The sequence below is a fragment of the Paenibacillus sp. 2TAB26 genome (assembly GCF_052115145.1).
Taxonomy (GTDB): Bacteria; Bacillota; Bacilli; order Paenibacillales; family Paenibacillaceae; genus Pristimantibacillus.
In genome coordinates this window covers 260,074-284,207 of sequence record NZ_JBFRGC010000006.1, presented here as the reverse complement: position 1 = coordinate 284,207, position 24,134 = coordinate 260,074, and the positions used below count along the sequence as shown (strand labels likewise).

Genomic DNA, 24,134 nt, shown 5'->3' with positions numbered 1-24,134 from the left:
GACAGATCAGCACAAATATTATCCAAAACTAATCGAATTTCTACCGAGGGGAGATCAAATTCCTATGAATATAGCCGCCAAGCTGATGCAAAAATTCAAAGACCGCGATACCCAGCATAAACTGCAAGTCTATCAGGACAAAGTGGAGCTCATTAGGAAACGGAATTTGGAAGCATGGGACGATGGGCAGCTTCAAGCGGAATCCCTCCGGCTAAGAGAGAAAGCAAAATCGGGTACGCCTTTGGATGAACTGCTTATCGATGCTTATGCGTTAGTCTGTGAGACAGCGAAAAGAACACTCGGATTACAGCCTTACGATGTTCAGATCATCGCTGCCATCGCTCTTCACGAGAGATTTTTGATCGAGCAGCATACCGGTGAAGGAAAAACACTCTCTGCTGTTATGCCTGCTTATCTAAATGCGCTGACAGGCGAAGGCGTTCATGTGCTGACTTTTAACGATTATTTGGCAAATCGAGATGCGGAGTGGATGGGCCCAATCTATCGTTTCCTAGGGTTAACTATAAGCTCGGTTCAAGCGGGAATGGACCTTTCCGAGAAACGTGAAGCGTACGCCGCAGATATAACCTATGTTACAGCCAAGGAGGCTGGATTCGATTATTTGCGAGACACGATCGCACTGGGCGAAGCCGAGACCGTACATCGTCCTTTCCACTACGTCATCGTCGACGAAGCGGATTCACTGCTTCTTGACGAAGCGCGGGTGCCGCTAGTCATCGCCGGCGAGTCGGGCTCTTCCAGCAACGACGGCATTCGTTTCGCAGAAGTGGCTCGGCACCTCGAGCAAGTAGAGCATTTCGACTTCGACGAGTTCGAACGGAACGTATATTTAAATGAAGCAGGCTCTGCGAAAGTGGAATCGCTGCTCGGATGCGGCAATTTGTACGATAGCCATAATAGTCATTTGTTAACGTCATTAAATTGCGCGCTGCATGTTGAATTGTTATTGAAAAAAGACGTCGATTATATCGTTCGGAATGGTAAAATTGAGCTGATCGACGAATATACCGGCCGCGTGGCGGAGAACAGGCATTTGCCGGACGGGCTGCAAGCTGCACTTGCGGCCAAAGAAGGGCTGCAGTCGATATCCGGCGGGGAAATTCTCGGGACGATCACCCTTCAACACTTCCTTAGCCTATATCCGAAGATTTGCGGAATGACGGCTACCGCTTACGCCTCCGCAATGGAATTCGAAGATATTTATGCGCTGCAGGTCGTACAAATAATGCCGAACCGGCCAAACATACGGATCGACCATCCCTACCGGATTTATACTCATAAAGAAGCCAAACTCAAGGCACTTGTAAAAGAAATCATATCCGTCCATGCGACGAGTCGTCCGATTCTCATTGGTACATCAAGCGTCGAGGAGTCTGACATGCTGGCGGAGGCGCTAGCGGTTGCCGGTGTACCTTGCCATGTTCTGAATGCGAAAAACGACGCCAAAGAAGCCGAGATCATAGCCAAAGCAGGAGAAATCGGGGCCGTGACGGTGTCTACGAATATGGCAGGGCGGGGCGTCGACATTCGGCTCGGCGGAGGCAACCCCATGCAAGCAGAAGCTGTCGCCAAGCTAGGTGGGTTGTACGTGATTGGCACACATGTGAACGAAAGCGTGCGGATCGACGACCAACTGCGCGGGCGTTCTGGCCGCCAAGGCGACCCGGGAGCTTCCGTAATTTTCGTAAGCTTGGAGGACGAGTTGCTGCTTCAGTTCGGCATCGATAAAGCGTTTCGCAATCTGAGGCAGGATGAGGCTCTCGAAAAGCCGGGGCTCCGCAGCAAAATCGCGCATATTCAGCGCGTTGCTATGGGGCAAAACTTTCATATCCGCCAGGAACTGAACTGTTATTCGGATATGGTGGAGGATCAGAGGCGGATTCTATACGAGGAGAGGCTCGAAATTTTGAAAGGCGAGAAGCCGATGAGCCCTTCGGAGCAGCGGGTACGACTTTTTTATATCGACGAGTTCTGGGCTGACCATCTGGCATACGTTTCTTACATTCGCGAAGGCATCCACTTGGAGAGCCTTGCTAGCCGCAATCCGATCGACGAATTTCATGTGCAAATCGCCCAAGCCTACGAGCAAATTCCGGCTAAAATAAATAGTGAGTCGGAGAATATGCTTGTAAGACTCGAAGGTTCGAATGATCCGGCGAAGTGGGAAATGTTTGGTCTGAAGAGCCCTACTTCCACTCGGACTTATATTATCAACGATCAATACATCCAGAACAAGCGCAGCTCTTGGACCCCAATGACGATAATGGCTTATTATATTCGCAAGATTTTGCAGCCGGTATTCGGGTGGTCAAAAATTTAATATAGCGTAGCTTATTTAAGGATAATTTCATTTCCGCCCACTCGTGATTACAACACTTGCTTAATTTTATTGAAGCTATTTATTTGCCACCTTGCCTGCTTGGTTTTCTTAATAATAAATCAGAATAGTAGACCGATCATCGACGCCATCGCTTTGGCGTCAATGGTGGTCGAACTATTGCTCCGCATGAAAGCTTGCGCCTGTTCGTGAATGGACGGAAGCAAAAGCGACAAGCGTTCAACAACCACCTGACCCGACTGCTAAACTTTGACTGACTCCGAACCTTCTGCGACTACTCACTTCTCGCTTTGTTTGCAACCTGTTGAAAGGAAAGCCCAAAGAGGGCCGCAACCGGTCACCAACCAGTAACCTGTCACAGCCCCCATCCTGCTTATTGATTAAGCAATTATTTTGTTATTTTAACGGACTCCTGTTTACGGAATCGACGAGACGATGACTCGGCTCACGTTAGCTCCGCCCATGCCGCCGCTCACCCGAATAACGTTGCTGTTGCCTGTATTCAAATCGATGATGCGGCTGGCCCGACCGGTGTAGGCACTCCAGCCTCCCGTGCCAGGCAAAGTAAGCGAATAGCCGTTCCCCGACGGGTCGCCGCTGGCGTTCACTTTAAAGGTTGTTTGAGCGTCCGCTGAAGCATAAACCACGGTCAAAAGCTTCTGGCCGCCCATACCACCGCCAACCCCAGTCAGCTCGAAGTAGGAGCCCGGGATATGCATATTTTCAATGCTTCCACCCGACTTCGTCGCCCCTCCCCCTACGGACACGTTAGTTCCGCTCATTGGATATTCCGCTTCCTGCGTCGTTTGCGGGATCAAGGATACGATGACGCGCGATACGTTAACTCCTCCCATACCGCCGCTTAGCCGGATCTGATTGTTCGTGCCCGAATTCAAATCAATTAGACGGTTCGTTCGGCCGGTGTAATTGCCCCACCCTCCCGTGCCAGGCAGAGAAAGAAAATAACCGTCTCCGGCCGTGTCGCCGCTCGCATCTACCTTAAAGGCTGACCCGCTGTCCCCGGAAGAATAGAGTACGGTTAGAAGCGCCTTTCCGCCTGCGCCGCCATTGATTCCATTCAACTGAATGTAGGAGCCTTGAGTATGCATATTTTCAACATTTGCACCGGATCGGGTCGCCCCTCCTCCTATGGATACGTTGCTCATATTCATGGCATACTCCGTTTTCTGTGTATATGCGTCAAAGCTTTCGTTAATCAAATCGTAGTACTTGACCTCGGTAGCGGTGGAGCGCGGTCCAACAGCTGGTACACCTTCGGACGTCTGTATGACCTTTTGGATTGTCCCGTCGGAATTGAAATACAACCGATCCACGGCGACGGAACGAAGCGTACCGTTCGAGGAAATTTTCGCATTATGATAAAACATATACCAGTTCCCCTTGTATTCCACAACGGACCCATGCGAAGTTTCACTGCCGAATACCGGATCCAGTATGACGCCGCGGTTGGTCCATGGTCCAAGAGGATTGCTGCTGGTTGCATACCGCATCCGGTTCGCGCCAGGATTATTATCGGAGTACATTAAATAATAAACGCTTCCCCGCTTAAACACCCAAGTAGCCTCGTGGAAATCCTCCAGCTCGGTGAACTGCTTGACGGGACCATCTATCGACACCATGTCGCCACCAAGCTTCATCCCGTAGCTGGTACCTCCTCCCCCGGCATACAGGTAATAAGTTCCGTTGTCGTCGCGGAATACGTTAGGATCAATCAAATTGCTGCCAGGAAGCCCCTGTATATACCCTTGAACCTCGAAGTCCTCGGCAGGCTTGTCGCTTGTTGCCACGCCAATCTTCCAAGAGCTATTCCAATTCGTGTCGCTAGGATGCGGAAAATAGAAGTAGTAGGTTCCGTTCTTGTATGCGGCATCCGGAGCCCACATAAAGCCCCCTTCCGGCCGTCCCCACGGCACATCGTCCGCGCTCAGGATCTCTCCTTCGTCCACCCAGTCGACCATATTGTCCGACGAGAAGACGTGATATTTATCCATCAAATCGCTTCCTCTGGAAGGAAAGATATCGTGTGACGCGTACACGTAAATACGTCCGTCATTCCACACTCGAGCAGAAGGATCGGCGGTGAAAATACTAGTAAAAATGGGATTTCCAGAACTGATGATTGGATCCGCGGCTGATGTAGAGGAATTGAATCCAATAAGGACGAACAGCAGCATCGTTACTGACAAGAACAAACTTATAAACCTTTTACGCATAATTGTTACCTCCCATTTCTTAGGTTCGGCTTATACCATTAGCTTGCTTGGCAACCAGACAGCGAAGAGGATTCCAACATCACCCCTAAGTATTCATAATGGAAGAACTGTAAATATAAGGACTACTACTAGCTTACCGTATGAGTAACCTAGTATGTAGTGAGACATTTTTAAACTTTTCCAGTCATTCTTAGCCTTTTGGAACCGTTTTCATGAAAATCGATGAGTGCTGTATCCCCCAAACAAACAGATTCCCCTCTACAGAACTCCAATCACCCCAGCTTCCTGAATATGTAATAACGTCTGATTATCATGACGCCTATGTTACACTAGGGTGATAGAGGGGGAGTCATAATTGAATAAACAAAAAATCGTGATTATTGGCGCAGGAATTGTCGGGGCGTCCATGGCTTATCATCTGGCTAAAAGAAATCAAGATGTAACCGTAATAGAACGACACCCCGCCGCGGCGGGCGAAGTCACTGAAAAATCTTTTGCCTGGATACATACGACGCATAGGGTGGCTCCCGAATACTGGCATTTGTACGATGCAGCTTTAGAAGAATATCATACGCTTCAGCAAGAGGTGCCCGAACTGAACATTCATTGGAATGGAGCGCTGACTTGGGGAACTCCACCCCTAAGGGAGCAACTCCACTTTCAAAAATTAAACCGAGAGCAGCTTGAGGCATTGGAGCCAAATCTGAAAGAATATCCGGATGAAGCGATCTTTGTCAGCGAAGAAGGTGCGTTGGACCCTATAGGGGTAACGAAGCTGCTACTCAGCAAAGCGCGGGAGTACGGAGCAAAGATTCAGTTCGGAACCAACGTTACACAGCTGCATCAAGAAGATTCCCGCTTAGTCGGCATCCATACGTCCAATGGTTTTTTGAAGTCGGATGTCGTGGTAATGGCCGCAGGTACAGGCATACCCGAACTTTGCGACCCCTTAGGTTGTCACGTGCCGGTAACGTCGTCGCCTTCCATTCTAATTCAGATGAAAACTACGAATAAACTGATACGCACATTAATCTCAAATGCGCAATTTGAAGCGCGTCAACTGACAGATCATATACTGTTGGCTGCGGAAGATTATATCGACGAGTCGGAGGAAAACGGACCCGAGGCGGTCGGTAAGCGAGCGTTCGACACGCTGCGTCGCAGTCTGAAGGACGGAAATCAACTGGAACTGGAAAGCATAAAGGTCGGGATGAGACCCATGCCTGAAGACGGCTATCCGATCGTGGGCTTCCACGATCACATAATGGGACTTTATCTGACGGTGATGCATTCTGCGATTACACTGGCGCCGTTGATTGCGCATCTGGCCGCAAGTGAAATAATCGATAAGGAATCAAGGAGTGAATTAGACCCTTGTCGACTCTCCCGATTTTCGGACCACTCGAGGGATATTCCCGTTGCTTCTCGCGCGTGAGGTGAGGGCCAGAACGTAGTATACAGAGCTTTCCAAATTCAACAATACCGTTTTGTAATCATTCACCCCATTCGTTGACTTCACGTTGAATTTTGATACTCCTGAGCACAACGCAAAAGAGTACATCGCCACATGAGCGATGTACTCCAAATTCTGTATATCTGCTTAAGCCTTCTACTCTTCCCCAGTCGCAATAGAATTCTCACTGTAAGAAATCTATCTGCCTAGCTCATCTGCCAGCTGTTGGCCGGCCTGATTTTGATGTCTAAGACGACAACCTTTGCATCCTCTTCGACAAATTCATGCGCATGCATAGCGCCCGTGCCTTGAACCGCTCATGTAATAATGGCTACTCTTTCTACTAATTTTCCCATTTTGGAGCTTGCCACTTTGGTCATGCTAATCACTGCATGTTTAGAGCTATTATTGAGCTGTATATCCACCATCAACGGTTAAGCTATTTCCAGTCATAAATGATGAGTCATCGCATGCCATGAAAAGTACGGCTTTTGCCATTTCTTCCGCTTTACCGAGGCGCTTCATCGGAGTGAGTCCGGCTAATACTTGTTTACTTTCTTCGGGAATAATGGGTGTGTCAATGAAACCTGGGCATAATGAGTTAATGCGGATATTTTGTTCTGCATATTCAAGAGCAAGAGAGCGAGTCAAATTAATCACGCCGCCTTTTGCCGCATTATAGGCTGCCGAGCCGGGCGAACCAACCCAGCCGTACATAGACGCCGTATTTACTATCGTACCTCCGCCCATTTTTAACATTTCGCGGATGGCTTCACGTGCTACCAGGAAGACGCCATCCAAGTCGACATTTACTGTGTTGCGCCACTCGGAGTACTCCAAATCATGCGAAGGATGAACGCGCCCAATCCCTGCATTGTTGAATACAACATCCACTTTGCCGAAGGCTTCAACGGTTTGTTTGAAGATATTGGCGACTTCTTCTTCACTTGTAATATTTGCTTTAACAAATAGTGCTTCAGCATTAAGCGCCTTTAACTCGTTCTCGAACGCCTTTCCTTTTTCTTCATTTAAATCAACAAGAACCACTTTGGCTCCTTCTAAAACGAATAAACGTGCTGTAGCTGCACCGATTCCGGATGCTCCCCCAGTAATCACAGCTACCTTGTTTTGTAGTTTGCCCATCGATGAATCCTCCAGTACAATATTTTTAATAGTACTATTTGCGTTTTTATTAATTAACATTCATTAATAAATATTTGTACTATTTTGTTCGCATCTTAATTGTACTTTTTTGTTCACATTTAACAATCATTAAAGTATTAATATATGTCTAACTAGTAGACACTTACATCAAAATCGTCTTTTTGCGAGGAGATATTTTCATGAGTGATGAACAAAACGTGACATCTGAGCGAAGAAATCGAACAGAAGAACATCTAAAATCAGCCTTTATAAAACTAATAAAAGAGAAGGGTTACCATCTCGTTTCTGTAAAGGACATTGTAGATACAGCCTCCTATAACCGTAGTACTTTCTATGTACATTACCAAGATAAAATTAAATTAGCTGAAGATTTACTTACTTCTATGTTTCAGGGGTTGGAAGATTCCGTAGGAAAACCATATGTTCCTGGACACAAAGTATACACGGAAAGACTCAACGCACCGTCCTTTAATATCGTTTCCTACATTTATCAACACCGGGATTTTTTTGAGTTGATAAAATACGATGATACTTTACCAGGATTGCACACGGGATTCCCTCAAACCATTCTAAAGATCTATAAGGAACAATTTATTTTTGAAACGATTAATAGCATCCCCGTCAACATGGATTATTTTAAGCGTTATACAGCCTATGGCTTTTACGGACTCATTCTGAATTGGATCAAGACTGATTTCAAGGAATCTCGGGAGGGTTTTATCCAGGAAGTGATTGATTTAACGAAAACGCATATTTATTCGGTTAAGTATGTAGGAAAATAATAAAAAGCCACCCGACTAGGTGCCTTTGATACGGTTCACTGCACTATCTGTAACGGCAAGTTTTAAGGCCATCCTTTTGCGGGATGGCCCTTTCTTTGATCTCGATATGTTTTATCGTGATCTGTTAGCGTAATATTTAGTTCTTTATCCAATCATTGAAATGATCTGCTACAAATCGAATCTCGCTCTCATAGTGAGCCAAGTGTCCCTCATCAACCATTTTTTTAAAGGCAAGATTTCCTTCGGCAGCGCCATTTCTCAACGTATCGCACATTGTAGTCAATCGTTGAATAATCCACTGACACAGTTCATTGGGGACGGGAGTTCCATACGATTCAAAAAACAAATGAATTCGTTTACGGCGCTCCGTAGCGTGTATATCCGATTGGTACTTCACCGTTTTTCCCGAAGAATGGTCCGGCTCGAAGCTCGCAAGTGGAACCGATGTATAGAGTGAATAAGCAATGTCCCACATACGTGGACCTGGACCAGCCATATCAAAATCAATGAGTCCCACAGGAATCCCCTTTTGAAAGACCACATTGTACAATGCAGCATCATTATGGCATATCACTTCGTGCTCACGTTCGTTGACATAACTAAGCTGCCATTTGCTCTTCATCATGAGAGTTGATCCTGCAGTCGCATCATGAAACTGGCGTAAAAGACGTGCTAAACCTACAAGCGTTTCATCCGACCACATGTAAGGCTCAAGTTCAGGGTACTCATTCCCTGGAACTTCCCCTGAAATGAATGTTAGTATTTCACGATCAGAATCGTCGATTCCGAGAAAACTTGGTGCTCCCTCAAAGCCTTGCTTCTCTAGATGTTTAAGAAGCTCATGAACACACGGGCTCCAATAACCTGTGGGACGGAGAACAGTATTTTCCCTACGGACAATGTGATTAACATTTCCGCCTTTTAACACTTCTTCCTGAGTCACTATGCCTCACCTACTTATTTCTATGATATTTCTCTCTAATCCTAGTTCACCAAACCAGCTATAGAAATTTTTGGAACATATATCATATTCGTGACTTAAAACCCTGAACCCTTTTCGTGAACGTGAGTTGTGGTAAGGATGGTTGCTCCATGGTGGTCACTACGAAATAAGATAGTTTGCGTTTAAAAGGAGTATGAACGAGCAAAAGTGGAACAAACCAGTCAGGGGAGAAACCTCGCTTGGCATCGAATTTGGAGCCACACGAATTAAGGCTGTACTGATTGATTACAATTTTGAAACAATTGCTTCCAGCAGCTATGAATGGGAAAATCAATTGATTGACGGTTATTGGACCTACCATCTCAATGAAATGATTAATGGGTTGCAAGAAACCTATCACCAATTACAGCAAGAGGTTGAGAATACTTATGACGTAACACTGCAAAAAATCATATTTTGGCGCATGGCGGATTGTTCAAAACGCCGCTAGTCGGTCAAAAAATATGTGCCGCAGCACTGAATGTTCCTGTTTCGGTTATGTCTACGGCTGGTGAGGGCGGCCCATGGGGGATGGCAATTTTGGCATCCTATATGGTTAATAAGGAGCAGCACGAGTGCTTGGCTGATTTCCTTGCCAATAAAGTGTTCCATCATGCAGAAGGACAAGAGGTTTATCCTGACAGCGCAGATGTGAATGGCTTTGCCTTGTTTATGGAGCGTTACACGGAAGGGCTGGCAATTGAGCAGGCAGCGATAAATCATTTGGTGGAAAATTGGAAAAAATGAGAAATGAGAAGCGTGTACCGATTTCACACGTATTGCGTATTATGCGCCGATCTGCAGGTTTAGCATGGATTCTTCAACCTATGCACTCATTGGGTACCTGAACGGCGAATCGCCGTATAGCCAAGCATATATAAGAGGTTGCCCACGATGGGCAACCTCCTTTTAATAGAAAAAAATCCGATAGAAATAGACATACAATTCAAAATTCTAAATATAGTTACTTCTGTTAATTGATGATATATTCATTGCGAGAGCTCTCTGCAAAGGTACATACCCATTTCGGCCGGAACGGGTAAGACGAACCTTAATAGGAGGAATGAATAATGAAGAAGTTATTTTCACTTGTTATGGTCATCGGTTTGCTGCTCGGGATCGCTTCCCAAGCGAGTGCGGCCAATGGGGTCTATGTATTTAACCCGTATCCGAATAGCTACGGCGCGGTTCCGGATTATATCGGTATTACGAAGCCGACTGGAGGTTACCAGTACGAGTTCCGAATACAGGAGATAAACAACGGATCAAGGACCTACTATTCGGGTTTGCTCAACGTGCCGACCAGCGGATACGACATTCATCATACGTTAACAAATAGTACAAAGCTCATGCTGGCAGGCGGAACTTACAATATTGATGCATCGGTTTATGACCGTTGGGGGACTCTCATCGGCAGGGATATCGTCAAGGTTAATTTTCTATAATTACGTAAGGGATGTAATCCCCCCGCAATCGCGATTTCTCGCAGACTGGCCCTTATTCGTTCGGGGCCAGTCTTTTCCCTTCCCTCACATCTCTGCTCCCCTGTCATTCCTACATGACAATTACCATGTTCGAAACCCATGCAATCCCGAATTGATATTTTTCCATCAAGATCATGTTTCATCGTTGAATTCGGACTCATTCACTTTAGCCATATTCTTGTAATCATTTCAATCAGAGGGTTGTAATTTAAAGCAACTTAATCAGCTCTTCTAGCTCATCAACCAATACTTTTGCAAGTTCAAAATTAGTATCTTTTAAAGCCAATTCTATTTTCATTTCAACTGATTTTTTATTTTGTTCAGCTTCTAGATAGCCTTTATCAAAATGACTAGCATAAATCATCTGTCTAAATTCTGGCATACTCATTTTTCTAATCGACATATCGTCAATGATTAAAACATAATCCATACCATTTACAACAGTATAGAAATCGTGAGAAATCATGAGAATCGCGCCTTTATAGTCTTCAATGGCTTTCTCCAGTGCGATTTGTGTATAGGTGTCTAAATGGCTTGTCGGTTCATCAAGAAGCAATACGTTTGCTTTACTGGCTGAAACTTTAGCTAATTGAAGCAAGTTTTTTTCTCCACCAGATAAAGCTTCTATCTTTTGATTAACGATTTCTCCTTCAAAACCATAGTTTGAAAGATACGATCTAACCTCATCATACGTTTTAAACCCAGCATCGATGAATTCTTCTAGTATGGTATTAGAATCCTTTAGCATTTCGCCTTGAATCTGACTTAAATAAGCCACTTTAACATCAGCATTTATTTCAATTGATTCATGATTATTTTTAAAGATATCTCGGAGTAAAGTCGTTTTCCCGGTACCGTTCGCACCAATAATGGCTACTTTATCTGTCGATTTTATCTCAAAGTTAACATTGTCTAAAAGCAACTCATCAAAGGCAACACTATAATTATTAACATTTACAACAATGGTGTCTTCCATTTCATTATCAATACCAAAACTAATATTCGGTTGCTTAATATCAACAAATGGCATTTTAATTCTACGCGTTTCCAATCTTTCTTGAAACCTAACTCTAGCTTTTAACGCTTTCCCTCTAGATGCATGTGAATTATACGTTGCGATAACTCTAAGATTAACGATTGTTTTATCGTTTCTCTTAATTTCTTCATCATCAGCGATTGCGAGTTCTTGCAACTCAACTTTAGTCTGAAGTAATGAGAAGTTATAATCAATATATCGCCCATCAAACTCTTGGATTTCCGTGTTTTCAAGGTGTATAATTTTGTTGAAACAATGATTCAATAGATATCGGTTGTGCGTAACAACTAGCAGTATTCCCTTGTGAGAATTAATAAGATTTTTAAGCGCATTTAGGTTTTCAAAGTCTAAAAATACATCTGGTTCGTCCATAATCATTAAGTCTGGACTATTAAGCATTTCCTTCATCACTTGAATAAGTTTGAATTCTCCACCACTCAGGTCAGATACCCTAATATCTTTTAGCTTCATGAGGTTTGCTTGATTTAGTTTCTTATTAATGTTGCTTTCAAAATCATCCCCACCGATTGCATCAAATGCGTCTAAAGCTAATTGATACTGTTCTAATAACGAATCAATATCCGATGATGTTTCCATTTCAGTACAAATAGATGTTATTTCATTTTGTATCTTAATAAATTTTTCCCCTATATATTCAAAAACTGTTGTTTCTTTCGTTTTGTCTAGTTGTGAGAATTGACTTACATGACCAATTTTACAAGTCGGGTCTATTTCTAACTTGCCCTCGAAAATATATCTTTCTGGATCCATCAGTATATCTATCAATGTACTTTTCCCACTGCCACTTGTTCCTATAAAAGCGCAATGTTGTGCCTCTTCTAACGTAAATGAAATGTTATTATATAGTTCTTTTTGCGGAAATGAGAAGGATAAGTTATCAACTTTTATCATAGTATTACCTTTCTTATAACTAAAATAGTGACTATTATTAGATTTATTGCAAAACATAGATTTTGAGTTTACCTTTGTTAGAGTAACACTGTTTACAATCAACTACAATTGATTTGTATTCCCATCCCTTGAGGGTCAAAGTTCCATGTTGTACAATCAAAACTTGCCGTTACTTATGATACGGTTCAGCTTAACGGATCTATCGGCGAACATTACTAAAGGAGCTGCCAAGGATGCTCCTCTTTAAATCACTTATTTATCACCTAAGCTAGCTTTATCCCCGCTATTCAACCTGTTATATACATGAAAAGTTACCTTTGTCCCTATACCTAACGTACTTTTGATATGAAGTCCTGTTCCGAAGTGCCTTTTTAATCGCTGATCCGTATTTATCAATCCGACACCTGAAAAACTATTTGCTTTTCTTTCTAATATTCGTTGCAATTGAACTTCGTCCATTCCAACCCCATCGTCTTCAACGGTTATCTCTACATGCGTCTCATAGACAGAAATCCGAATAAAAATCTTTCCCCCACGAATGCGCTTCATAACGCCATGTATTATCGCATTTTCAACGAGAGGCTGGATCGTAATAAATGGAACTTTTATTTCCTCGCAGCCATCTATCTCCCAAATAACCTGTAACCTTTCTTCAAACCGAACCTTTTCAATATATAGATAAGAACGCACCAGACTTAGCTCCTCTTCGATCGGAACAAGCCCATCCATATTTTGAAATTTAAATTTATTCCTCAGATAATTGCTGAACTCATCGAGCAAATTACGCATCTTATCCAAATTAATATCGCTTAGAGCTGTTACAGCATTCAACGCATTAAATAAAAAATGAGGCTGGATTTGCGCTTGCAGCCATGCAGCTTCTAATCGCAGTTGTTCCCGAACAGAATGTTTAATCGTAGTTAGCGCCTCGATTCGCGATTTTATTTCTATTGCTTCCACTGGCTTCGTCACATAATCGTTAGCCCCCGCAATAAAACCGCTCTGAATATCTTTCGGTTGGCTTCTTGCGGTAAGGAGCAATACAGGGAGCTCCGTGAGTGTAAACCGCTCGCGGATCAAACGCGTCAGCTCATAACCGGACATCTGCGGCATCATGATATCGGAGATGACCAGATCCCACTCCTTTGTATCCAGTAAAGCCAACGCTTCTTTACCGCTCGTTGCCATCGTTACCTCATATTCGTCTGGCGGTAGTATGGATTCAAGCACTTGAAGATTGATAGGATCATCATCAACAATTAATAGGTGCGGACGATCGTGATCCATTTCTAGTAAAGTTGGTTGTTTCGCAGCTTGCGGGATTCCCACTTTGTCCAAATCGACCGAGGAGGCAATTTCTTGAATCGCCATAGATTGTAATGTATACGGTTTGAAAGAGTTGGATACATCATTTTCTTCTTCCGCTTCCAAGTCTGCTAGCTTTAATGAAAACGTAAATGTTGAGCCTTCTCCTAAAGCAGAGGACACATCTAACGCACCTCCATGAAGCTCAACCAGTTGCTTGCTTATACTTAAACCTAACCCAAAGCCACCTTCAATCATGGTCTCACTCGCGCTCGCTTGCTCGTATGGGCGGAATAGGCGCTTAAGCATGTCCTCGTCCATTCCGATTCCGGTATCGGTAATAACGATATAAGCTCGTCCATCCTTTGCAAAAGCTTGAATCGAAACAACCCCATCATTCGTATATTTCACAGCATTATGAAGTAAATTGAACACGATTTGGATCACCCTATTCTCATCCGCAATTACTGGAGGGAAATCTTCCGAAATTTGATTTGCAATTTGGACAGACTTTACTTCTGTATTAAATTGCAGCATATTCATTACTCCGGTCACGATTGACTGGATAAATACGGCTCTTTTCTGAAGACGCGGATTGCCTTCCCGTAAACTCATCACATCAATCAAATCGTTCAATATCAATGTCAACCGACGTCCTACGGATAATACCGTTTCAAGCTCCTTAATGCTCCGTTCCTGCAATAAATGCTGTTCCCTTTTTAAAACGGATTGTGACATGTTAAGCATGCTATGCAGCGGATTTTTAAATTCATGCGATGTGTTTGCCAGAAATTGATCCTTATGGTCATTCATTCTTTGCAAGGTTGCAGCAAGCTCTTTGGTGTTCGAATGCATGATAAAGTATCCCTTAAACCATTCAGATGCTAAACAACCCATCGCAATAATCATATCGAACGGATAGTAGACAAGACTCAAACTGCTATCTATCAAGATAAACGACCAAAGAGAATGGTTCATCAACGCAAGTAAAGAGAAAAGCAGTAAAAGATTGCTCTTTAAACCTGTGATTACTTTTTTAAACATTGTAATCAACGTGATAACTGCAGCAATACCAATTAATAGATAATAAACCGGAAAGAGCATAATCACTTGAGATGGATCTAAAAACAAAGTGATGCCGACAGTCCCTAGATTCATTACTTTATAGACAGGGTACATCCTACGCCAATATGGAAGCTCGCGATGATTCGTACACTGGAGCAAAGCATAAGCTGCCATAATGAGAGCAATGTTCGTTATCCGAAAATCCCAAACACTTCCAATATAAAATATTTGGTGGAACAACTTCTCATCAACACTAAATACACTCGTGATCGTTACACATAATGCAAGCAAACTGAAATAAAGCAGCTTCATTTCCTTATTTCCTAGTAAATACAAAATAAGTGCATAGACTGCATGCATAATGAATATAATCGCTGCCAAAAGCTGCATAGAAACGGAAGCTTTCATCTCTTTGGCAATGGCTTCTTCTGATCCAAATTTAATGGATCGGACAATGCCCCCGCTTCGACCATCCACATAATTTGCCGCTTGAATGACGAGTTCGATTACACCGTTTTCGTCTGCTGTAAAGGTTGTAGAATAAGGTAGGTCCTTCGGAATATAATCATTCTTTGTTGTCGCCACCTGTCCGGATTTAGTAAGCAATCGACCGTTTACATATAATTCTGATGCAGTGCGTACGCTGGGTACACGAATACTATAATTAAGGTTCTTTGCCGGGTCTACATAAAGACGCAAACGATAAGAACCATACCCGTATGGAGATGGCTTGTCAGCATGCAAAGCTTCACTCCATCCTCCCGGTACCTGAATATGCATTGGCGCATTATCACCTAACAATTGTTTCCGACTAGCATCTATTAACCATTGCGAGGGATAAAACTCCCATTCCCCATCAAGTAAGAGAATACTACCATCTTCTGCATTCCAATTGCGCAAATCGATTTGCCCATTATGAATTGACGCCTGTTTTGAATCATGAAACGTTCCCATCCATAAAATGCGCAAACCGGTTAAAACAACTAATATCAACACTAGCAATAATATAATATAGCTCTTTTTCATTTGATATTTGGATGAGTGAGTTTCCAAGAAGTATTTCTCCCCTAGTCATTTTCTTCTAAGACATTTAGTAAAGAACTTTCCATAACTTACCACAGTTAACATAGCAGAGAAACGGACGAGAGAGATGTCTTTATGTCTATTATATAGCAATACCTACTTGGAAAATTTCGGTTATTCAATTCGGATAAAAAAAGAATGAACAAGGCATGTCATTCGACGATATTGATATTTCGCAGGCTGTTTTCGCCCTATTTGTGATACGGTTCACCGCAATTAATATTCAAATCTAAATGTTGAATTTTTGTTGAATTTCCCTTAACAACTTTCATTTGTTGATTCAATGTAACTCTTTGGTCGAGTATTTCAAAAAATTGTAATACTGCATAAATGAAGACAATCTACACGATGTAAATACTTTTTGAAGTTGGTAATTGACTTCGTGTTGACCTTCGAACCATTAAAAATACACCACCAAGGTATACAATCAACATAGTGATGTTCCTCATTCAGGAGATGAATAACGGATCTAGGACCTACTATTCGGGCATGCTCAACGTGCCGTCCAGCGGATACGACATTCATCATACGTTAACAAACAATACGAAGCTCGTGCTGGCAGGCGGAACTTACAATATTACCGCATTGGTTTATGACAATTGGGGGACTCTTATCGGCAGGGATGTAATCAAGGTTACTTTCCTATAATTACGTAAGTACTTTCAAGGCAGCTGTCAGTTCGGCGTTATTGACTTGAGGTTGAATTCGGATATATACAAAAAGCCGCCATGACCCTCGGGCTACATGGCGGCTTATTTGTCGTTAAGTTACTGTTATACCTTCCTTGGGTTTGCTTCGTCCCCCACCGCAAAAGGATTCCCCTCCACAGAACTCCAATCACTCCAGCTGTCAACTGTTGTATGAAAATGGTTTCAAGGAGAGAACGTTGGGCATGTACAGACAACGAGATTCTCCCAACGACGCAGCTTAGCATCGTCTGTCGCCACGGCAGCTTTCGATTCTGTTATGACCTGTCAGTTGGTCCTCATTTCACCTTTAGCAAATTCATAATCATTGTGATTGCTTCTGCTCTCGTAGCAGTTGCACTAGGCGCAAACACGTTATTTCCAATGCCCGCAACAATTCCCTCTTCTCTAACTGCTAGAATAGCTGGCTTTGCCCATGCCGGAATATCCTTATCATCTACAAAACCTGTAGAATCTACGGTTGCCAGTCTGGCTCCATATGCCCGAGCAATCATTACCGCCAGTTCCGAACGTGTGATGTTAGCGGTTGGACGGAATGTTCCATCGTTATAGCCGGCCACGATCCCTGCAGCTACAGACTGAGCTACCGCATGTTGTGCCCAAGCACCAATCTTGTCGTTATCACTAAAGTTGAGCGCTACGCCGCCTCCTGTCGATTTGAGGGCGTTCATTAACATGACTGTAAATTCAGCACGTGTAATCGCCCCATTCGGTTTGAATGTTTGATCTGAATAACCAGTTACGATCCCTTGGCGTGCAGCTTGCTGGATTCGCTCTTCGGCCCAGTGTCCAGCGATATCGGAAAACTTCAACTCATCAGTTGGAGTAACTGGAGGCATTGGCGATGGCGTTGATGTTGGTGATGATGTTGATATTGGTGTTGATGTTGGTGTTGGTGTTGGTGTTGGTGTTGGTGTTGGTGTTGGTGTTGGTGTTGGTGTTGGTGTTGGTGTCGGGCCGCCACCATTATTGGTCGGTTCAGCAGCACGAGTAACGATGATCGTGTATACCTTTGAATTTCCTTTTTGTGCGTTTACGGTAACGGTAACGGTATTTTCTCCTACCGCAAGATTGGAGTTACCTGCCACTTGAACGGCAGCATCAGGATCGGATGTCGTGTGCGTAATAGTTACTGATGTTTGAGCATATGGGATGCTTACAGGATAGGGACCGGTTTGTCCTGATGAAAAGTTTGTTACCGTTGTTCCATCCACTTGGAGATCAGTCAAGTTAGCATCATCTGGCGCGCTGTCATATATATCAATCGATAAGCTTTTCGATGCACTTGAGCCGAACAAAAAGGTCAAAGTTGCAGATGTGTCCTCTTCTAGCGTACTCAAATATTCCTTTTTAATTGTAACGGTTGAGCCGTCTAATGTGTACTCGCTGTCTTCTTCTAATAAGGTTGATCCATTCGTAATGCCTGTAAATGTATGACCATTCAATTGCATAGTTACCGTTATGTCTGCTTGCTCGGGTACATATTTATCAAACCATGCATAATTAGAGCTAATTCTACTGTCAATTGTAGAAAGCAAGAGCGAATGATCAGATCCAGCAGTTATTGTTGTAACCTTTCTTTGAAAATCAATTTTTTTCGGACTAAGCTCGTTAGCGGCAATGCCATGCCCTAATTGCCCCGCAGCCCCTGCACCAAAGGAATAAACATCACCGTCTGTCGTTAAGACGAGGGAAAAGGTTCCTCCGGCTGAGATCGCTGATACCTCCACATTGTCTAAAGCAGCAATTTTTTTGGGACTGAGCTCATTATTGGTATCGCCATGCCCCAATTGCCCATAGTTCCTGCCAAACGCAATAATGCCACCACCAAAGGAATAGACATCGCCATCCTCTGTTAAGATAAGGGAGTGAGACTCCCCGGCTGCAATCGCTGTTACTTTTACATTGTCTAATGCGTCTATTTTTTTAGGAAGGAACTCGATATCGGTATTGCCATGTCCTAATTGTCCAACGTTAGTACCGAGACCGCCAAAGGAATAGACCTCGCCATCCTCTGTTAAGATAAGGGAATGATATCCCCCAGCCGCGATCGCTGTCACCTTTATATTTTCTAATGCTTCAATTTTTTTAGGACTGAGCTCGCTCGTAGTATCGCCATGCCCTAATTGCCCAAAGCCCCCATCGCCAAAGGAATAGACCGCACCGGTAACTGTTAAGGCAAGAGAATGATACGTACCTGCTGAGATTGCTGAAATCTCCGGTAATCCTTCGATTTTTGTTGGAGTTGTCTTGGCCTCATTATTACCATGCCCTAATTGCCCGTAGCTGTAACCGCCACCACCGCCAAACGAATAGACATCGCCCGTAACCGTTAAGGCGAGGGAGTGATATTGCCCAGCTGCAACAGCTTTCACCTCAGGTAAATCTGTAATCTTTACCGGTCTGCTTCGGTCATTCAAATTACTGCCCAGCCCTAATTGCCCGCGATAGCCACCGCCAAAGGAATAAACCTCTCCTTGTTCGGTTAAGACGAGGGAGTGATAATATCCCGCTCCAATTCCTTTAATATCCGCTACTTCCTCGATCTCTTGAGGAGATGAAGTGTTGTTATAAGCCGCACGTCCTAATTTTCCATTACCAGAATTGCCAAAAGAATAGACACCTTGCACAGATGGCTCCGTATCGGCAGAAACGTACGATGGTGCAATCACCATTGGTTGAACGATACTGATCAGCAATGCGATGATGAGTAATTTTAAGAAAAGTCCCTTGCTAGATTTCTGTACTGCATGATTGTCGAAAATAGACATACTTCTTAGACCTCCTGTGTCGAATAATGCGAATTGTGAATCGTCCATAGTATATAAAAAAGGGGCATGAGAGAAATCAACCGAAAGTTGTAGACAGCCAATAAATGCTGAAAACACAAGCATAAACGGCTATCGCCGTCCCTGGCAGCGTAAGCTAACGTTTCGTGGATACACAAAAAAAGCCGCGGTGAGCGGCTGCTTTCGGAAGTTTATTCAGATTAGACCCAATTCTTTTGCTCGAGCAATTGCCTGACTTCGGCGTCTGACTTCCATCTTTCCATAGATGTTGACAATATGCGTCTTCACCGTGGCTTCGCTTATTCCTAGACGACCGCCGATTTCCTTGTTGGAGAGACCGTCAGCTATCACGATGAGCACATCCATTTCACGAGGCGTAAGCGGTTCGGCCAGCCCTCTTCTTCCCATCTCGCTTCGCGCAGAAGAGGGAGCCGCTTCCCATTCATTCGCCGTACTTTGATTCAGGAATGACATATAAACGGAGCGGCTGACCATCAATTCCAAAATAGTTAAACTTCTTTCCGAGAATACGCCACGCATTTGCGTATTTTCCAAATACAGCAATTGCGGGCGCTGATCCACACCTACATGAACGGGCATGCATAGGATCGCTTGAGGTGTATTCTTCCTGATGTACGCGTCTTTGGCATAAGAGCTTGATGCCGCATGGCCAACGCGGATGGTCTGGCCGGATTGGCACACATGCCGAACGATAGATTCCGCATAGAAGCCATCCCTGCCAGAACGATCGTCTGCTCCGAACGTTTCCGCGATCTGGAAGTCGTCCTCTTTGACATCTATGAGCATGCCACGATCAGCACCAACTTGCCGGCAGGCAGTCTCCAGAAAACTCCGAATGAGCTCCTTAGCATCTCCTTCGACTGTCCAAGTTGAAATCTGCTGAAGAATGATCTCCTCACTGTGCGAAACGGCTTGATCCGTTAGCGGGAGTCGACGTTTCTTGGTCTCAGATTCATTCCTCTCGATCGGCGATTGAGCTTGTATCCCATGCACACCGACTGTCATATGCCATAGTTCCGGTCGTTTTGTTTGGAGTTGATTGACCTTCGCAAGTATACCCCAATCCGAATACGTCATGCAGGCATTCATTAATGAGATAGCCGCGCCGATCGGGCTGCCGATCTCCTCGTATAAGGACGATAAGCGCTCGCTTGCTATCGCTTCCGACAACCCGTGGCCTTCCTCTTTGGCTTTCGAGATAGCTGCTTCATAGGCCAGTAGTGCGGCGCTGGTGCGACCGGTCAGCCGATTACATTCTGCCTGAATCAAGCCATGCATGGCGGAGCTTCTACCAAAAATGCCTGTCCACTTTTTCATTTTTCGAGAGAGTTGTTCCAGCTTGCGTACGATGACGCGCCTTTTCTTCGGAGCTGCTTCCATAGCTAGTCCGGCCAGCGCTAGCGCTTCATAGATGCGCAATTTGCGATTCTGTACCCAATCCAACGAAAATTTGAGATCTCTACCCCGATTGGCCCAAAACAGTGCTTCCTCATGTTTTCCCGCTAAATAAGCAGCTTCCAGCTTGCAAATACACCTATAGTTATCGTCATTCACTCGATCCAGGCGTTCAGGCACGCTCACGTAACGAAGAAGCAAGGATTCATCCTTTAATGCATCGGTATACAATTTGGCTGCTGAGTGAAGTGCCAACGTTTTATCGTCAGGAATCGTCAACGTCTCATCTTGGATGTAAGAAAGGAGTTCATCCAATTCCCGAATGCCCTCGTTATGCGTAATCATGCAAGTGATCATAGCTAAGTTGGCGGTGATTGCGTCCGAGCTTTCTACCGCTCTTCGCATCACCTTCCGTAAATCTTGTGCCGACTCTTTGGGATACTCCAATTGCTTGGACAGCCCTAAGAAAAAAAGGAGCCGATATTGCTGTACGGAACTGACGTCGCTAACCGAGTACAGCGGTTCCATTACTCTCGTTGGCAGCCAATCATACAGGTTAGGGATCGATCTTTGAATAATCATTTCATACATGCAAATCAGGCTGATCAAGGAATCGATCAACCCTTTATTCAAGCCATAACGAATAAACCTGGTCATCAGCCAGATAAACTGCGCGGGATTGTGAATAAGCCACGGAAGGCTCACACTCAATACGATTTCGGCAGTCGTCAAATATGCTTCGTCAGCTTGTCCGTCGGGTAATTGTTTCAGCTTGTTTCGAACGTTTCGCAGAGCGCGCTGCGTCCCGATGATCTCTTTCAGCAGACTAGCTTTAGAGACCGAGCGGGGAACCGTCCAGCCATAGCGAGTCAACGCTTCTAGGCCGCATTGCACCGCTTTCGCATTGTCGACAAGGGCGTTCATATTAATTTGAGAAATGGCAAGGAAAGATCGATCCTTGTCGTTTAACCGATGAGCAAAAGGCAATAGATTCAAATATTGCTCTCTCGATTGCTCAACTTCCGCGCAATAGTAAAGACACGCCGCGTATTGCAGCATCATCCGGCTAGTGAACTCGTCGGGCTCCTCTTCTCTTAAACCCTCCAGCTTCAAGCCCTGTTCATAAAATCGCTTTGCTTCTTGATACTTCTGCAATTGTACCGCTTTCTCGCCGGCACATTCATTTAGCTTTGCCAGTTCTCGCTTTTCCGGGTCTGTCATCCGATTCAAGCCCCGATTCAAATGATCAACCGCTGCGAGAAAAACGGTAGGCTCATCATTGGATAAGCGTTCGTGCATCGCTCTTCCAATCTTGAGATGCCACTTGCCTTGGTCTCCTTCGAGCGTCGTATAGAGAAACTGTTGAAAAGATGAATAAACAAAAGCGTATACGAAACCGCTATGTGCGATTAACGGCGATCCGTCGTCGCGACTTATGATGCCTTGGCTCTCGGCCAGCTTCAAGTGATGTTCCGCTTCCGCCTCGGAACAGTCGCAAATCCGCGCAAGAAGCGACGAATGAAACCGCATGCCCATCACCGATGCAACGGCGAGTATCAGCTTCGTTTGTTCCGAATACATTAGGTAACGAGCCTCGAATAGACGAATGACCTGTATGGATTCATCTGTCCGAACGATGATTTCTTCCTCCCACATCCATTGATGCCGTTTCGTATCATAGTACAGCTTTTTATCTAGATACCAACTCGTCAATAGCCCTTGGAGTCGTTCAGGATTACCCTCCGTCCTGTGATAGGCCGACCTTGCCAGTGTATGCACGCGAGGTGAATCATCGCTGACGATCGCTGAAATCAGTTGTAGAATATCATTATATTGCAAGTTATCCAGCACGATTCGTTCGGCAGGCGCGCCTTGATCGGAACGAGAAGCGGTTACAAGCATCATACCGTTTACGGTACGTTCCTTTGTAAGTCGGTCGACAAGCGCTAACGACCAGAGATCCAGCCATTCTGCATCATCCAAAAATAAAATAAGCGGCGATCCGTTCTGCGCAATGCAGCGCATCAATGTATGCAATATGTCTTCCGTTCGGTTTTCGGATTCTCCCAGGGATAGAGGGACGTTTGTTTCATCCTTCCACAATAGGTTCGCCTCTGGCAGCAGTCCCGCCAATAGGGAAATCTCATTCCCCAATTCACGCTGAAGCCAGCTTTTTATCGCTATAATCTCATTGGCCGGATAGTTCCATATTTGCTTGAACCATTCGGTTACTACGTGAAGAATAGGTTTAAAAGGGACGTTCTGTTGCCCCGTCTCGCATCGCGCTTGAATAAACACCCCGCCAAGCTCATCCACTCTCTGCCGAAAATACGCTGCCAGTGACGTTTTGCCCGTCCCTTTATCTCCCTTTATGGATAGCGAGACGTACTCGCCCTCAAGTGCTCTTCGAAAAGCCGCCTCCAGCTGTCCGAGTTCTGAAGCGCGTCCAAATAGGCTCGCCGGATACTGAAATCGACTGACGAGATCGTATTTTCCAATATCGAACGGGAGTGACGGTGCTTCATCGTTTATATAAGAAGCAAACTGCTTCAAATCCATGAGTAACCCGTAGGCTGTTTGATATCGATCATCAGGGTTCTTAGCTAGCAATTTCCATATCATTACTTCCAATACCGATTCCCGCAAATATGGAGCCGCTTCACGAAGCAAGACCGGTTTATACACGAGATGGACATAGTTCCAGTCTTCGTGCTGCAATGGTTCATAAGGTAAACGGCTCGTCAGCATTTCATAGAAGATCATGCCGAGAGAGTACAGATCGCTTCGTCGGTCCGGTTTGCGAACAATCAGATTTGATTGCTCCGGGGACCGATACGCCTTGTTTTGTGACACACTATCAGTGAGCTTTATCTTAAAAGGAGATGAATCCACGGTGATCGTGGAGGGATTCAAATTGCCGATCGTTTCGTTGTGCTGATGAATTTGATGAACTAATTCGGTCATTTCAATGGATAGTTTCATAAATTCTTCAATTTGCAAAGGGCCGCCCGATAAAATAGCACTTAATTTCCGTTCACTATGAGTCGTCATGTTTGATGTCTCCAACCGGCTGTATTTATATGGAACACAATAGGATTAGTATATTATATCTATTATATATGCGAACTGACAATGGTCCACAGTCTGTGAGTCTGAGATGTTTTTTACAAAGAAGAGTTCGTCACATTATGACAGATCAATCCGAGAACCCCCTTCTTGCTCTGACGCTGATTATCGGGCATAAAAATACATCGCCATGCTGGTCACAAGTACCATGGCGATGTATTCAGCATGTCCATGCTGCTATATTCAGGAACTGCTTGTTGACTCCTGGTTGACTTCGACGTTTCAGATCATAGCACA

The 24,134-nt window shown here is 44.4% G+C and carries 13 protein-coding genes and 1 pseudogene; 7 read left to right on the top strand and 7 right to left on the bottom strand.

The genetic code is table 11. The features are described from left to right. Positions 1–64 precede the first annotated feature (64 nt). Entirely contained in the window at positions 65–2,341 is a 2,277-nt protein-coding gene (locus AB4Z50_RS08685) for a preprotein translocase subunit SecA (protein ID WP_441877987.1), read from the top strand. Between the two features lie 434 nt (positions 2,342–2,775). Here AB4Z50_RS08685 and AB4Z50_RS08680 read toward each other — a convergent pair whose 3' ends face one another. Beyond that, the gene (locus tag AB4Z50_RS08680) at positions 2,776–4,593 is read right to left on the bottom strand and encodes a family 43 glycosylhydrolase (protein ID WP_441877985.1); all 1,818 of its coding nucleotides are present in this window, start codon (positions 4,591–4,593) and stop codon (positions 2,776–2,778) included. Between the two features lie 355 nt (positions 4,594–4,948). On the opposite strand from AB4Z50_RS08680, the gene AB4Z50_RS08675 reads away from it, so the two are divergent. Beyond that, positions 4,949–6,028 (top strand): NAD(P)/FAD-dependent oxidoreductase, encoded by a 1,080-nt coding sequence (locus AB4Z50_RS08675; protein ID WP_441877983.1) that lies wholly within the window; start codon positions 4,949–4,951, stop codon positions 6,026–6,028. A gap of 423 nt (positions 6,029–6,451) precedes the next feature. On the opposite strand, the gene AB4Z50_RS08670 is transcribed toward AB4Z50_RS08675, so the two are convergent. After that, positions 6,452–7,189: an SDR family NAD(P)-dependent oxidoreductase gene (locus AB4Z50_RS08670; RefSeq protein WP_441877981.1), complete on the bottom strand. Its 738-nt coding sequence runs from the start codon at positions 7,187–7,189 to the stop codon at positions 6,452–6,454. Positions 7,190–7,389: 200 nt separating this feature from the next. On the opposite strand from AB4Z50_RS08670, the gene AB4Z50_RS08665 reads away from it, so the two are divergent. Beyond that, entirely contained in the window at positions 7,390–7,992 is a 603-nt protein-coding gene (locus tag AB4Z50_RS08665; RefSeq protein WP_441877979.1) for a TetR/AcrR family transcriptional regulator, read from the top strand. 136 nt (positions 7,993–8,128) lie between these two features. Here AB4Z50_RS08665 and AB4Z50_RS08660 read toward each other — a convergent pair whose 3' ends face one another. Next, a complete protein-coding gene (locus AB4Z50_RS08660; RefSeq protein WP_441877977.1) occupies positions 8,129–8,935 on the bottom strand; it encodes an aminoglycoside phosphotransferase family protein in 807 nt (268 codons plus the stop codon). Positions 8,936–9,128: 193 nt separating this feature from the next. On the opposite strand from AB4Z50_RS08660, the gene AB4Z50_RS08655 reads away from it, so the two are divergent. From AB4Z50_RS08655 to AB4Z50_RS08645, 3 genes and pseudogenes are all read left to right on the top strand, one after another. Next, positions 9,129–9,425, top strand: coding sequence for a hypothetical protein (locus tag AB4Z50_RS08655; protein ID WP_441877975.1), 297 nt, complete (start codon positions 9,129–9,131; stop codon positions 9,423–9,425). After that, positions 9,371–9,721, top strand: a pseudogene (locus AB4Z50_RS08650) (FGGY-family carbohydrate kinase); the annotation flags it as partial. The gene AB4Z50_RS08655 and the pseudogene AB4Z50_RS08650, both read left to right, overlap by 55 nt. Before the next feature lie 323 nt (positions 9,722–10,044). After that, positions 10,045–10,419, top strand: a complete 375-nt coding sequence (locus AB4Z50_RS08645; protein ID WP_441877973.1) for a hypothetical protein — start codon at positions 10,045–10,047, stop codon at positions 10,417–10,419. A gap of 247 nt (positions 10,420–10,666) precedes the next feature. Here the strand turns inward: AB4Z50_RS08645 and AB4Z50_RS08640 are convergent, their stop codons facing one another. Together AB4Z50_RS08640 and AB4Z50_RS08635 are read right to left on the bottom strand one after the other, a co-directional pair. After that, a complete protein-coding gene (locus AB4Z50_RS08640; protein ID WP_441877971.1) occupies positions 10,667–12,406 on the bottom strand; it encodes an ABC-F family ATP-binding cassette domain-containing protein in 1,740 nt (579 codons plus the stop codon). Positions 12,407–12,658: 252 nt separating this feature from the next. Next, positions 12,659–15,802 (bottom strand): ATP-binding protein, encoded by a 3,144-nt coding sequence (locus tag AB4Z50_RS08635; RefSeq protein WP_441877969.1) that lies wholly within the window; start codon positions 15,800–15,802, stop codon positions 12,659–12,661. 546 nt (positions 15,803–16,348) lie between these two features. Here AB4Z50_RS08635 and AB4Z50_RS08630 point away from each other — a divergent pair. Next, positions 16,349–16,507 carry a hypothetical protein gene (locus tag AB4Z50_RS08630; RefSeq protein WP_441877967.1) on the top strand — a complete coding sequence of 53 codons (159 nt, stop codon included), beginning with the start codon at positions 16,349–16,351 and terminating at the stop codon, positions 16,505–16,507. A gap of 337 nt (positions 16,508–16,844) precedes the next feature. On the opposite strand, the gene AB4Z50_RS08625 is transcribed toward AB4Z50_RS08630, so the two are convergent. Further along, the gene (locus tag AB4Z50_RS08625) at positions 16,845–19,337 is read right to left on the bottom strand and encodes an RCC1 domain-containing protein (protein ID WP_441877965.1); all 2,493 of its coding nucleotides are present in this window, start codon (positions 19,335–19,337) and stop codon (positions 16,845–16,847) included. Positions 19,338–19,550: 213 nt separating this feature from the next. Continuing rightward, positions 19,551–23,822 (bottom strand): AAA family ATPase, encoded by a 4,272-nt coding sequence (locus tag AB4Z50_RS08620; RefSeq protein ID WP_441877963.1) that lies wholly within the window; start codon positions 23,820–23,822, stop codon positions 19,551–19,553. Positions 23,823–24,134 lie beyond the last annotated feature (312 nt).

Bases quoted from the DNA above. Each gene is read 5' to 3' on its own strand.
- AB4Z50_RS08630 (WP_441877967.1), top strand. From the start codon at position 16,349: ATGCTCAACGTGCCGTCCAGCGGATACGACATTCATCATACGTTAACA.
- AB4Z50_RS08645 (WP_441877973.1), top strand. From the start codon at position 10,045: ATGAAGAAGTTATTTTCACTTGTTATGGTCATCGGTTTGCTGCTCGGG.
- AB4Z50_RS08685 (WP_441877987.1), top strand. From the start codon at position 65: ATGAATATAGCCGCCAAGCTGATGCAAAAATTCAAAGACCGCGATACC.
- AB4Z50_RS08670 (WP_441877981.1), bottom strand. From the start codon at position 7,189: ATGGGCAAACTACAAAACAAGGTAGCTGTGATTACTGGGGGAGCATCC.
- AB4Z50_RS08625 (WP_441877965.1), bottom strand. From the start codon at position 19,337: ATGTCTATTTTCGACAATCATGCAGTACAGAAATCTAGCAAGGGACTT.
- AB4Z50_RS08635 (WP_441877969.1), bottom strand. From the start codon at position 15,802: ATGAAAAAGAGCTATATTATATTATTGCTAGTGTTGATATTAGTTGTT.
- AB4Z50_RS08665 (WP_441877979.1), top strand. From the start codon at position 7,390: ATGAGTGATGAACAAAACGTGACATCTGAGCGAAGAAATCGAACAGAA.
- AB4Z50_RS08640 (WP_441877971.1), bottom strand. From the start codon at position 12,406: ATGATAAAAGTTGATAACTTATCCTTCTCATTTCCGCAAAAAGAACTA.
- AB4Z50_RS08655 (WP_441877975.1), top strand. From the start codon at position 9,129: ATGAACGAGCAAAAGTGGAACAAACCAGTCAGGGGAGAAACCTCGCTT.
- AB4Z50_RS08680 (WP_441877985.1), bottom strand. From the start codon at position 4,593: ATGCGTAAAAGGTTTATAAGTTTGTTCTTGTCAGTAACGATGCTGCTG.
- AB4Z50_RS08620 (WP_441877963.1), bottom strand. From the start codon at position 23,822: ATGACGACTCATAGTGAACGGAAATTAAGTGCTATTTTATCGGGCGGC.